We start from the raw sequence: 13,124 nt of genomic DNA on the forward strand, positions 1-13,124 counted from the left end.
TTGGTATAAGGTGCGTCGCCGCAAACAAATACCGCCGATCGCAAATATTATCGAGACCTGCACACAGCCGCAGTCGAAATATTAGAATTGGCATCTGCGTTCATCTGCGTCTATCTGCCTTCATCTGCGGTTAAAAAAGAAGGCAAAAATCTCAAAACAACTATTTACTAACCTTAACCCGATCGCCATCCTGAAGATAACCCGCCCCAGAAACAACCACGCGATCGCCCGCTTTCAGCCCTTTTTTAATCTGAACCCGAGCAGCCGTCAAATCGCCAACCGCGCCCCCAGAAATTTCCCCAACTACCACCGGCTGAGCCTGCACCTTATCCTCGCCCACAAGTTTGTACACAATAGAACTGCCGTCAGACTGCGGTACAATAGCTTTAGCAGGAACTTTCAAAGCTTGCGCCGCCGCTGTCACAATCGAAGCGCGCAAAAACATTCCCGATCGCAAAAACTCGCTTGCCGGCAAATCAACCTTCACCGTAGCTTGCCGATTTTGCGGGTCAACTAACGGCGAAATCTCTCGCACAGTTCCTGACAACTTAATCCGCTTGTCAGAATCAGAACTAATCTGCACTGCTGTTCCCGGCTGCACTTGCGAAATCTGAGTTTCCGGCACTTTCAATTGCAGTTCCAGCTTGTTGCCGCGAATAATCGAAAATAGTTTTTGATTCCCCGAAGAAACATCACCAACTCTAGCAATTCTTTCAGCAACAATACCGCTGTCCGGCGCTCGGACTGTAGTTTGTTCGAGTTGAGTTTCCAACTGTTGGACTTGTGCGTCATTGCTGCGAACACCTGCTGCATTGTTCCCAACATTTGCTTTAGCGCTGCTGACAGTTGCCGCCGCCGTATTCACTGCAGCGCGGGCACTGCTGAGGGCCGCTTGCGACGTACTGATATTAGCTTCGGCATTAACTACTTTAGCTTTAGCCGATCGCACTTCTTCGGCCGCCTTGTTCTGTTCTTCCAAAGCTTTATTCAAATCGGCCTTAGCCTTGTTCACATCTTGAAGAGCAGTTTCTCGTTCGGTTTTGCGCTGTTCCAAATCTTGTTGGCTGATTACTCCCTGCGCCGCCAAATTGGAAAAACGCTCTACATCTCTTTGAGCTTGAGCCAATTTAGCCTCGGCCGAAGCAATTCCCGCTTTAGCTTGATTCACACCGGCTTTAGCTTGCGCGACACCAGCTTGGGCTTGGCCGACACCTGTTTTAACTTGCGCTAAGTCAGCGACAGCTTTTTCAACGCCAGCTTCAGCTTGTTCGACACCGGCTCGGGCTTCTTTTTGGGTTGACTGAGCTTGCTGCACCTGAGCTTGCGCTTGTTCTACCGTAGAATCGGCCGATTGTCTTTTAGCAACTGCGGCGGCAATTTGCGATCGCAGCACCGAATCATCCAAAACCGCCATTACCTGATTTTTTTCTACCGCATCCCCTTCCTTCACCAAAACCTGCTCGATTTGCAAACCGTTAGCTTGCGGCAATACCGGCAGCAAATCGTAGGCGGCCGCGGTACCCGTCGCTTCCAGAGTTTGAGCCAGCTCGACGGATTCCGCAGGCGCGACTGTCACAGTTTGAGCCTCCGCCTGCTGAGCCGGCCCTGGGGCTGTAACCGCCGGCCGCGCGTTCTTGAGGCCCGCACTCAAGTTTACTGCTAGCAGCGTTGCAGCTACGCCAATGCCTGCGCCGGCCAACACAGTCACCCACCTGATGCCTTTGCTGCTGCGAACTTCTGATTGTTCCCCATCCATTTCTGGATTTTCTAGGGGTATTTCTCGTTCGTCTTCCCGATCGGAAAAATGCCAGCTAGAGCCGTCTGAGACCTCACTTTCAGGCGCGCCGGCTGCTGAGTTCCTGTCGCGCCCGTTCTGTACGGGGGGAAGAGGTGGCTTTTCTTCCGCTTCTGAAAAAACTTGATTGGTCACGCTGGTTCCTCTCGCCGGTTTGAGCCTTGGGTTTTTTTATATTGTAAAGAAAGATTGCAGTTTTTATATCTAGTTGATTTTAGCGGAGGGCGGCAGCAGTTGCGCCTCCTCCTTTCGGGTGAATGTGACGGCATTTCAGGTGAAATGGCGAATCCGAGGAAAGTGCGATCGACATTTAATGCGCCCAGGGTTCCTCGTCCAGTATTGTTAGCCTGATTTGGGGCCTGCGGGCGATCGGGCTAGCCCTGTCTGTCCCACAGCAGTTTTCCCGTCACCAATACCATTTTTCTAAAGATATGCTATGGATCAAGTCTTAGCCCCCCCCCTTAATAAGGGGGGGTTGGGGGGGGTCAAATCTAGCGCTACTTTATGAAATTGGTATAACTCATCAATCCTCACAGAATTAAGCCTAATTTTGAACAAATTATTGCTAAAATCAGGCACATCGGCTAAAAAGTTGTACCAGTTTAATTGACAAAAATTACAATGAACAGTGTTTTTTCTCCCGTCCAACAGTTGCTAATTACTTGGTTGCTAGTGCTAGTAACGGGATGGTTTACCCTAACTGCTATCAGTTATGTTGGGGAACTGGTCAGCATTTTAGTAACAGCCGGACTCATTGCATTCTTATTAAATTATGCAGTCCTCAGACTGGAAGCATTTTTGCCCAGGGGAGTCGCTGCAGCACTCGTTTACTTAATTGCGGGCTTGCTAGTAGTAGTAATCGGTTTAACTATCGTGCCGCCAGTGTTCACCCAAGCGAGGCAGTTGGGGGTGAAGTTCCCAGACCTGCTGGAGTCGGCGCGGATGCAGCTAGGTGAATTTCAAGCATGGAGTGCCGATCGCAATTTACCGTTTAACGTGCAAATATTGGAGCAGCAGCTATCAGCAAAAGTACAAGAGCAAGTACAGGCGATCGCTAGCACCAGTTTAGGTTTAGTCTTAGGTACCTTTAACTGGTTTCTCGACTTAATTTTTATCGTGGTCATTTCATTTTATATGCTCCTAGACGGCAAAAGAGTCTGGGAAAGTTTGACCAGCATTTTTTCCCCAGATATTCGCTACGTGTTAACAGAAACTTTGCAGCGAAACCTCCAGCGATTTGTATCGGGACAGTTGCTGCTGGGACTGTTTATGGCAATTTTACTAACTATCGCATTTTGGTGGCTGCAAGTTCCATTCTTCCTGCTGTTTGCCGTGTTTATCGGATTAATGGAAGTAATTCCGTTTATTGGAGCAACTTTGGGCATTGGAGCGGTTACTATAATTGTAGCATTTATCGATTGGTGGCTGGCGCTGCAAGTGTTGGCAGTGGCGATCGGTCTCCAGCAAATCAAAGACAATTTAGTCGCCCCGCGAATCATGGGGAATCTCACCGGATTGAGCCCGGTAATTATTTTCACAGCTTTGCTCTTAGGAGGTAGAGTGGGAGGATTGTTAGGAGTTATCCTGGCAATTCCGATGACAGGGGTGATCAAAAGTATAGTAGAAATCTTACTCAATCCCAAATTGCCTCCGCAAACAGGCTCGTTTTTCTACAATCCTTTTAGCGGAGAAGAATTGGGTAAAATAGCCGATAATGAAACTAAAATAATCTTGGTTGCCGATGAAAAAAAATAGTTTAATGTTTGTAGCAAAGACTTCAGTCCTTGCTGCTGAGTCCAGAAAGAATAGGACTTACGCACGCGAGGCAAAAAACCCGGTTTGCTCGTTACCAGGCTCTGCCTGGTAATGCAGATAGGCGAGGCTCTGCCTCTCTTTCTCTTTCTCTTTACCTCGCTGCTTCTGAAAACATAGGATTTTGGCAGATGTTTAAGTTATAAAATCTTCGTTCCTTAATAAGGACTAAAGTCCTGACTGCAAACATTTTGAGAAGGACTAAAATCCTGACTGCGAACCTTTTGAGAAGGACTAAAGTCCTGACTGCGAACCTACTGAAAATCTCAAACCTAAAACTTATGAAATGGTGGCAAAATCTTAGAAAAAATCCTCTCGCTCGATTGGGAGCAGTGGTGCTGTTAATTTTTTATACAGTCGCATTTTTCGCCGAATTTGTCGCGCCCTACGACCCCTACGACTCTCAATTAAACGGTTCATTGCTGCCGCCGACTCAAATTTATTTAAGCAGCCGAGACGGGCGATTTATCGGGCCTCACGTTTATCCGACGACTCAGGGCCCGGTGGATGCGAATACGGGCGCTCGCGAGCTAATTGTAGACTGGCAAAAACCTTCTGCTGTCGGTTTATTCGTCAAAGGTTCTCCCTATAAGTTTTTAGGAATTTTACCTTTGGATATCCACTTATTTGGAACTACAGGAGCCGCCAAAATTAACATTTTAGGCACGGACGAACAAGCGCGCGATCAGTTCACCCGCCTAGTACACGGCAGCCGAATCAGCCTCAGCATCGGTTTAGTTGGTATAGCAATTTCTTTTCCGTTAGGATTGTTAATCGGAGGAATTTCTGGTTATTTTGGCAGTTGGATTGACAGTATTTTAATGCGATTCGCCGAAGTATTGATGACGATTCCCGGACTTTATTTATTAGTAGCCCTAGCAGCAGTCCTTCCCCCAGGCTTAACCAGCGCTCAGCGATTTATATTGATTGTGCTGATTACTTCATTTATCAGTTGGGCGAGTTTAGCGCGGGTAATTCGCGGTCAGGTACTATCAATAAAACAACGAGAATTCGTGCAGGCGGCGCGGGCTATGGGCGCGAATCCAATTTATATTATTGTCCGCCACGTTTTGCCACAAACTGCAACCTATGTCATTATTTCTGCTACTTTGGCGGTTCCCGGTTTTATTGTAGCGGAGTCGGTTTTGAGTTTAATTGGATTGGGAATTCAACAGCCCGATCCTTCTTGGGGAAATTTGCTATCTTTGTCTACTAATGCTTCAATTTTAGTGTTGCAACCTTGGTTGGTTTGGCCTCCGGCGACACTGATTATTTTGACTGTTTTGGCGTTTAATTTGTTGGGGGACGGGCTGCGGGATGCTCTCGATCCGCGCAGTATTCAAAGGTAATTGGGAATGGGGAATGGGGAATTGGTAATTCAAATATTTGTAGGGGCGGGTTTTCCGACAAGAATCGCCTCAAAACAAATAATATCAAAAACCCGCCCTCGCCCCAAGCCCTAAATATAAATAATCTCAATTCTCAAGGTTGATGTAGATTATTGGCGGTGTGGGGGCGGGTTTATTAATATTTGGGATGTGAAGGAAAGATTGTTGGTGAACCCGCCCCTTGTATCTTAAAAGAGTGAGTCAGTCGATCGCCACATCAATCAGGCGATCGTACCGACAGTCAGTCGATAGCCACATCAGTCAGTCGATCGTACCGACAAGTGGGTGATCGTACCGACAAGTGGGCGATCGTACCGACAAGTGAATCTAAAGAAACAAGGAAAGTTTCGTACATATGGTTCTGTAACAGCCGAAAGTGATCCTTAAGAACATCAGAAATCGGTGAAGTTGGCCCGCCCCTTAGACTAAACAAGTCTGTTGTGTAGATAAGCTCCCATTACTGATGACAGGCGCACCAAGCTGGACAGTATCTTAGGCTCTCGGCATTGTCGGGAAAGCCTGCATTCACTCTTGTTAGTTAATTATTGCCTGTCACGTTCTTTCATAAATCGGAGTAAATCGGGGACCAAAAATGACACCAACAGTCTTAGGCATAGACATCAGTAAAAAAGACTTTTATGTCTCATTACTGACCGAAACTCGTGCGACTAAACCCAGAAAATTTACGAACAATATTCAAGGGTTTGACAGTTTGCATAACTGGCTCAAGCAACAAAATGTAGTCGAACTCCATGCTTGCATGGAAGCTACTAGTATTTATGGCGAAGCCTTGGCAGAATTCCTTTATGGGGAGGGCTTCTGCGTGAGTATCGTCAATCCAGCCCGGATTAAAGGCTTTGCTAAAAGCGAACTTTTGAGAACTAAAACAGACTCCGTAGATGCAGCATTAATTGCCCGTTTTTGTGCGGCAATGAAACCATCATTATGGACACCTACTGCGCCCGAAGTCAAGGAATTACAAGCTCTGTTACGGCGGCTCGAATCAGTCACAGAAATGATGACTTGTGAACAAAACCGTTTGGAAACAGCTACGCCAACAGTTGCTGCCCTCACCCGGGAACATTTGGAATATCTCAAGGAGCAACAACAACTAATCAAAAAATTGATTAGTGACCATTTTGACCAACACCCACACTTAAAACAACAGCGCGAGCTGTTAACCTCAATTCCTGGCATTGGCGATTTAACAGCTTCTATATTATTAGCTGAAATTGGTGAGGTTTCTGATTACGATAATGCTCGTCAATTAGCAGCCTATGCCGGATTAACTCCGAGCGAACGCACTTCTGGGACTTCGGTTAAGGGCAAAACTCGTTTGTCTTGTACCGGAAACGTCCGACTGCGAAAGGCATTGTATATGCCAGCGGTAGTGGCAATGCGTCACAATCCTTTGTTAAAAGCGATGAGCGAACGATTATTGGGTCGTGGTAAGGTCAAAATGCAGGTGATTGGTGCGCTGATGAGGAAACTGGTGCATTTGGCTTTTGGGATTTTAAAATCCCAAAAGCCAAATGCACCAGTTTCCTCATCAGCGCACCAATCACCTGCATTTTGACCTTACCACGACCCAATAATCGTTCGCTCATCGCTTTTAACAAAGGATTGTGACGCATTGCCACTACCGCTGGCATATACAATGCCTTTCGCAGTCGGACGTTTCCGGTACAAGACAAACGAGTTTTGCCCTTAACCGAAGTCCCAGAAGTGCGTTCGCTCGGAGTTAATCCGGCATAGGCTGCTAATTGACGAGCATTATCGTAATCAGAAACCTCACCAATTTCAGCTAATAATATAGAAGCTGTTAAATCGCCAATGCCAGGAATTGAGGTTAACAGCTCGCGCTGTTGTTTTAAGTGTGGGTGTTGGTCAAAATGGTCACTAATCAATTTTTTGATTAGTTGTTGTTGCTCCTTGAGATATTCCAAATGTTCCCGGGTGAGGGCAGCAACTGTTGGCGTAGCTGTTTCCAAACGGTTTTGTTCACAAGTCATCATTTCTGTGACTGATTCGAGCCGCCGTAACAGAGCTTGTAATTCCTTGACTTCGGGCGCAGTAGGTGTCCATAATGATGGTTTCATTGCCGCACAAAAACGGGCAATTAATGCTGCATCTACGGAGTCTGTTTTAGTTCTCAAAAGTTCGCTTTTAGCAAAGCCTTTAATCCGGGCTGGATTGACGATACTCACGCAGAAGCCCTCCCCATAAAGGAATTCTGCCAAGGCTTCGCCATAAATACTAGTAGCTTCCATGCAAGCATGGAGTTCGACTACATTTTGTTGCTTGAGCCAGTTATGCAAACTGTCAAACCCTTGAATATTGTTCGTAAATTTTCTGGGTTTAGTCGCACGAGTTTCGGTCAGTAATGAGACATAAAAGTCTTTTTTACTGATGTCTATGCCTAAGACTGTTGGTGTCATTTTTGGTCCCCGATTTACTCCGATTTATGAAAGAACGTGACAGGCAATAATTAACTAACAAGAGTGAATGCAGGCTTTCCCGACAATGCCGAGAGCCTAAGATACTGTCCAGCTTGGTGCGCCTGTCATCAGTAATGGGAGCTTATCTACACAACAGACTTGTTTAGTCTAAGGGGCGGGCCAACTTCACCGATTTCTGATGTTCTTAAGGATCACTTTCGGCTGTTACAGAACCATATGTACGAAACTTTCCTTGTTTCTTTAGATTCACTTGTCGGTACGATCGCCCACTTGTCGGTACGATCACCCACTTGTCGGTACGATCGACTGACTGATGTGGCTATCGACTGACTGTCGGTACGATCGCCTGATTGATGTGGCGATCGACTGACTCACTCTTTTAAGATACAAGGGGCGGGTTCACCAACAATCTTTCCTTCACATCCCAAATATTAATAAACCCGCCCCCACACCGCCAATAATCTACATCAACCTTGAGAATTGAGATTATTTATATTTAGGGCTTGGGGCGAGGGCGGGTTTTTGATATTATTTGTTTTGAGGCGATTCTTGTCGGAAAACCCGCCCCTACAAATATTTGAATTACCAATTCCCCATTCCCCATTCCCAATTACCTTTGAATACTGCGCGGATCGAGAGCATCCCGCAGCCCGTCCCCCAACAAATTAAACGCCAAAACAGTCAAAATAATCAGTGTCGCCGGAGGCCAAACCAACCAAGGTTGCAACACTAAAATTGAAGCATTAGTAGACAAAGATAGCAAATTTCCCCAAGAAGGATCGGGCTGTTGAATTCCCAATCCAATTAAACTCAAAACCGACTCCGCTACAATAAAACCGGGAACCGCCAAAGTAGCAGAAATAATGACATAGGTTGCAGTTTGTGGCAAAACGTGGCGGACAATAATATAAATTGGATTCGCGCCCATAGCCCGCGCCGCCTGCACGAATTCTCGTTGTTTTATTGATAGTACCTGACCGCGAATTACCCGCGCTAAACTCGCCCAACTGATAAATGAAGTAATCAGCACAATCAATATAAATCGCTGAGCGCTGGTTAAGCCTGGGGGAAGGACTGCTGCTAGGGCTACTAATAAATAAAGTCCGGGAATCGTCATCAATACTTCGGCGAATCGCATTAAAATACTGTCAATCCAACTGCCAAAATAACCAGAAATTCCTCCGATTAACAATCCTAACGGAAAAGAAATTGCTATACCAACTAAACCGATGCTGAGGCTGATTCGGCTGCCGTGTACTAGGCGGGTGAACTGATCGCGCGCTTGTTCGTCCGTGCCTAAAATGTTAATTTTGGCGGCTCCTGTAGTTCCAAATAAGTGGATATCCAAAGGTAAAATTCCTAAAAACTTATAGGGAGAACCTTTGACGAATAAACCGACAGCAGAAGGTTTTTGCCAGTCTACAATTAGCTCGCGAGCGCCCGTATTCGCATCCACCGGGCCCTGAGTCGTCGGATAAACGTGAGGCCCGATAAATCGCCCGTCTCGGCTGCTTAAATAAATTTGAGTCGGCGGCAGCAATGAACCGTTTAATTGAGAGTCGTAGGGGTCGTAGGGCGCGACAAATTCGGCGAAAAATGCGACTGTATAAAAAATTAACAGCACCACTGCTCCCAATCGAGCGAGAGGATTTTTTCTAAGATTTTGCCACCATTTCATAAGTTTTAGGTTTGAGATTTTCAGTAGGTTCGCAGTCAGGACTTTAGTCCTTCTCAAAAGGTTCGCAGTCAGGATTTTAGTCCTTCTCAAAATGTTTGCAGTCAGGACTTTAGTCCTTATTAAGGAACGAAGATTTTATAACTTAAACATCTGCCAAAATCCTATGTTTTCAGAAGCAGCGAGGTAAAGAGAAAGAGAAAGAGAGGCAGAGCCTCGCCTATCTGCATTACCAGGCAGAGCCTGGTAACGAGCAAACCGGGTTTTTTGCCTCGCGTGCGTAAGTCCTATTCTTTCTGGACTCAGCAGCAAGGACTGAAGTCTTTGCTACAAACATTAAACTATTTTTTTTCATCGGCAACCAAGATTATTTTAGTTTCATTATCGGCTATTTTACCCAATTCTTCTCCGCTAAAAGGATTGTAGAAAAACGAGCCTGTTTGCGGAGGCAATTTGGGATTGAGTAAGATTTCTACTATACTTTTGATCACCCCTGTCATCGGAATTGCCAGGATAACTCCTAACAATCCTCCCACTCTACCTCCTAAGAGCAAAGCTGTGAAAATAATTACCGGGCTCAATCCGGTGAGATTCCCCATGATTCGCGGGGCGACTAAATTGTCTTTGATTTGCTGGAGACCGATCGCCACTGCCAACACTTGCAGCGCCAGCCACCAATCGATAAATGCTACAATTATAGTAACCGCTCCAATGCCCAAAGTTGCTCCAATAAACGGAATTACTTCCATTAATCCGATAAACACGGCAAACAGCAGGAAGAATGGAACTTGCAGCCACCAAAATGCGATAGTTAGTAAAATTGCCATAAACAGTCCCAGCAGCAACTGTCCCGATACAAATCGCTGGAGGTTTCGCTGCAAAGTTTCTGTTAACACGTAGCGAATATCTGGGGAAAAAATGCTGGTCAAACTTTCCCAGACTCTTTTGCCGTCTAGGAGCATATAAAATGAAATGACCACGATAAAAATTAAGTCGAGAAACCAGTTAAAGGTACCTAAGACTAAACCTAAACTGGTGCTAGCGATCGCCTGTACTTGCTCTTGTACTTTTGCTGATAGCTGCTGCTCCAATATTTGCACGTTAAACGGTAAATTGCGATCGGCACTCCATGCTTGAAATTCACCTAGCTGCATCCGCGCCGACTCCAGCAGGTCTGGGAACTTCACCCCCAACTGCCTCGCTTGGGTGAACACTGGCGGCACGATAGTTAAACCGATTACTACTACTAGCAAGCCCGCAATTAAGTAAACGAGTGCTGCAGCGACTCCCCTGGGCAAAAATGCTTCCAGTCTGAGGACTGCATAATTTAATAAGAATGCAATGAGTCCGGCTGTTACTAAAATGCTGACCAGTTCCCCAACATAACTGATAGCAGTTAGGGTAAACCATCCCGTTACTAGCACTAGCAACCAAGTAATTAGCAACTGTTGGACGGGAGAAAAAACACTGTTCATTGTAATTTTTGTCAATTAAACTGGTACAACTTTTTAGCCGATGTGCCTGATTTTAGCAATAATTTGTTCAAAATTAGGCTTAATTCTGTGAGGATTGATGAGTTATACCAATTTCATAAAGTAGCGCTAGATTTGACCCCCCCCAACCCCCCCTTATTAAGGGGGGGGGCTAAGACTTGATCCATAGCATATCTTTAGAAAAATGGTATTGGTGACGGGAAAACTGCTGTGGGACAGACAGGGCTAGCCCGATCGCCCGCAGGCCCCAAATCAGGCTAACAATACTGGACGAGGAACCCTGGGCGCATTAAATGTCGATCGCACTTTCCTCGGATTCGCCATTTCACCTGAAATGCCGTCACATTCACCCGAAAGGAGGAGGCGCAACTGCTGCCGCCCTCCGCTAAAATCAACTAGATATAAAAACTGCAATCTTTCTTTACAATATAAAAAAACCCAAGGCTCAAACCGGCGAGAGGAACCAGCGTGACCAATCAAGTTTTTTCAGAAGCGGAAGAAAAGCCACCTCTTCCCCCCGTACAGAACGGGCGCGACAGGAACTCAGCAGCCGGCGCGCCTGAAAGTGAGGTCTCAGACGGCTCTAGCTGGCATTTTTCCGATCGGGAAGACGAACGAGAAATACCCCTAGAAAATCCAGAAATGGATGGGGAACAATCAGAAGTTCGCAGCAGCAAAGGCATCAGGTGGGTGACTGTGTTGGCCGGCGCAGGCATTGGCGTAGCTGCAACGCTGCTAGCAGTAAACTTGAGTGCGGGCCTCAAGAACGCGCGGCCGGCGGTTACAGCCCCAGGGCCGGCTCAGCAGGCGGAGGCTCAAACTGTGACAGTCGCGCCTGCGGAATCCGTCGAGCTGGCTCAAACTCTGGAAGCGACGGGTACCGCGGCCGCCTACGATTTGCTGCCGGTATTGCCGCAAGCTAACGGTTTGCAAATCGAGCAGGTTTTGGTGAAGGAAGGGGATGCGGTAGAAAAAAATCAGGTAATGGCGGTTTTGGATGATTCGGTGCTGCGATCGCAAATTGCCGCCGCAGTTGCTAAAAGACAATCGGCCGATTCTACGGTAGAACAAGCGCAAGCTCAGGTGCAGCAAGCTCAGTCAACCCAAAAAGAAGCCCGAGCCGGTGTCGAACAAGCTGAAGCTGGCGTTGAAAAAGCTGTCGCTGACTTAGCGCAAGTTAAAACAGGTGTCGGCCAAGCCCAAGCTGGTGTCGCGCAAGCTAAAGCCGGTGTGAATCAAGCTAAAGCGGGAATTGCTTCGGCCGAGGCTAAATTGGCTCAAGCTCAAAGAGATGTAGAGCGTTTTTCCAATTTGGCGGCGCAGGGAGTAATCAGCCAACAAGATTTGGAACAGCGCAAAACCGAACGAGAAACTGCTCTTCAAGATGTGAACAAGGCTAAGGCCGATTTGAATAAAGCTTTGGAAGAACAGAACAAGGCGGCCGAAGAAGTGCGATCGGCTAAAGCTAAAGTAGTTAATGCCGAAGCTAATATCAGTACGTCGCAAGCGGCCCTCAGCAGTGCCCGCGCTGCAGTGAATACGGCGGCGGCAACTGTCAGCAGCGCTAAAGCAAATGTTGGGAACAATGCAGCAGGTGTTCGCAGCAATGACGCACAAGTCCAACAGTTGGAAACTCAACTCGAACAAACTACAGTCCGAGCGCCGGACAGCGGTATTGTTGCTGAAAGAATTGCTAGAGTTGGTGATGTTTCTTCGGGGAATCAAAAACTATTTTCGATTATTCGCGGCAACAAGCTGGAACTGCAATTGAAAGTGCCGGAAACTCAGATTTCGCAAGTGCAGCCGGGAACAGCAGTGCAGATTAGTTCTGATTCTGACAAGCGGATTAAGTTGTCAGGAACTGTGCGAGAGATTTCGCCGTTAGTTGACCCGCAAAATCGGCAAGCTACGGTGAAGGTTGATTTGCCGGCAAGCGAGTTTTTGCGATCGGGAATGTTTTTGCGCGCTTCGATTGTGACAGCGGCGGCGCAAGCTTTGAAAGTTCCTGCTAAAGCTATTGTACCGCAGTCTGACGGCAGTTCTATTGTGTACAAACTTGTGGGCGAGGATAAGGTGCAGGCTCAGCCGGTGGTAGTTGGGGAAATTTCTGGGGGCGCGGTTGGCGATTTGACGGCTGCTCGGGTTCAGATTAAAAAAGGGCTGAAAGCGGGCGATCGCGTGGTTGTTTCTGGGGCGGGTTATCTTCAGGATGGCGATCGGGTTAAGGTTAGTAAATAGTTGTTTTGAGATTTTTGCCTTCTTTTTTAACCGCAGATGAAGGCAGATAGACGCAGATGAACGCAGATGCCAATTCTAATATTTCGACTGCGGCTGTGTGCAGGTCTCGATAATATTTGCGATCGGCGGTATTTGTTTGCGGCGACGCACCTTATACCAATTTCATAAAGTAGCCCTAGATATTACCCAATACGGTTTACTTAAGACGATCCCCCCTAACCCCCCTTAAAAAAGGGGAGTAGGGGGTGGGACCAGAATCGGATC

At 46.9% G+C, this 13,124-nt stretch carries 7 protein-coding genes and 1 pseudogene; 4 read left to right on the plus strand and 4 right to left on the minus strand.

Annotated features, from left to right (window positions below; all coding sequences use genetic code 11):
* Nucleotides 1-160: 160 nt before the first annotated feature.
* Nucleotides 161-1,930, minus strand: a complete 1,770-nt coding sequence (locus WBA89_RS23915) for an efflux RND transporter periplasmic adaptor subunit (RefSeq protein ID WP_424409944.1) — start codon at nt 1,928-1,930, stop codon at nt 161-163.
* 486 nt (nt 1,931-2,416) lie between these two features.
* Here WBA89_RS23915 and WBA89_RS23920 point away from each other — a divergent pair, with 486 nt between their 5' ends.
* The 3 genes from WBA89_RS23920 to WBA89_RS23930 all read left to right on the plus strand — a co-directional run bounded on the left by WBA89_RS23920 (nt 2,417) and on the right by WBA89_RS23930 (nt 6,571).
* A complete protein-coding gene (locus WBA89_RS23920; protein WP_424409945.1) occupies nt 2,417-3,550 on the plus strand; it encodes an AI-2E family transporter in 1,134 nt (377 codons plus the stop codon).
* 338 nt (nt 3,551-3,888) lie between these two features.
* A complete protein-coding gene (locus WBA89_RS23925; protein WP_424409947.1) occupies nt 3,889-4,956 on the plus strand; it encodes an ABC transporter permease in 1,068 nt (355 codons plus the stop codon).
* Nucleotides 4,957-5,587: 631 nt separating this feature from the next.
* Nucleotides 5,588-6,571, plus strand: coding sequence for an IS110 family transposase (locus WBA89_RS23930; protein WP_424409948.1), 984 nt, complete (start codon nt 5,588-5,590; stop codon nt 6,569-6,571).
* A 43-nt stretch (nt 6,572-6,614) separates the two neighbouring features.
* Here WBA89_RS23930 and WBA89_RS23935 read toward each other — a convergent pair.
* The 3 genes and pseudogenes from WBA89_RS23935 to WBA89_RS23945 form a co-directional block, all read right to left on the minus strand.
* Nucleotides 6,615-7,433: pseudogene (locus tag WBA89_RS23935) on the minus strand (IS110 family transposase); the annotation flags it as partial.
* Between the two features lie 631 nt (nt 7,434-8,064).
* Nucleotides 8,065-9,132, minus strand: a complete 1,068-nt coding sequence (locus tag WBA89_RS23940; protein ID WP_424409947.1) for an ABC transporter permease — start codon at nt 9,130-9,132, stop codon at nt 8,065-8,067.
* 338 nt (nt 9,133-9,470) lie between these two features.
* Nucleotides 9,471-10,604 carry an AI-2E family transporter gene (locus WBA89_RS23945; RefSeq protein ID WP_424409945.1) on the minus strand — a complete coding sequence of 378 codons (1,134 nt, stop codon included), beginning with the start codon at nt 10,602-10,604 and terminating at the stop codon, nt 9,471-9,473.
* Nucleotides 10,605-11,090: 486 nt separating this feature from the next.
* Here WBA89_RS23945 and WBA89_RS23950 point away from each other — a divergent pair, with 486 nt between their 5' ends.
* On the plus strand, nt 11,091-12,860 hold the full coding sequence (locus tag WBA89_RS23950) for an efflux RND transporter periplasmic adaptor subunit (protein WP_424409944.1): 1,770 nt from the start codon (nt 11,091-11,093) through the stop codon (nt 12,858-12,860).
* Nucleotides 12,861-13,124 lie beyond the last annotated feature (264 nt).

Source organism: Microcoleus sp., from assembly GCF_049646505.1.
Classification (GTDB): domain Bacteria; phylum Cyanobacteriota; class Cyanobacteriia; order Cyanobacteriales; family Microcoleaceae; genus Microcoleus.

Excerpts from the sequence above, each read along its gene's own strand:
- WBA89_RS23920 (WP_424409945.1), top strand. The coding sequence starts at position 2,417 with ATGAACAGTGTTTTTTCTCCCGTCCAACAGTTGCTAATTACTTGGTTG.
- WBA89_RS23925 (WP_424409947.1), top strand. The coding sequence starts at position 3,889 with ATGAAATGGTGGCAAAATCTTAGAAAAAATCCTCTCGCTCGATTGGGA.
- WBA89_RS23930 (WP_424409948.1), top strand. The coding sequence starts at position 5,588 with ATGACACCAACAGTCTTAGGCATAGACATCAGTAAAAAAGACTTTTAT.
- WBA89_RS23940 (WP_424409947.1), bottom strand. The coding sequence starts at position 9,132 with ATGAAATGGTGGCAAAATCTTAGAAAAAATCCTCTCGCTCGATTGGGA.
- WBA89_RS23945 (WP_424409945.1), bottom strand. The coding sequence starts at position 10,604 with ATGAACAGTGTTTTTTCTCCCGTCCAACAGTTGCTAATTACTTGGTTG.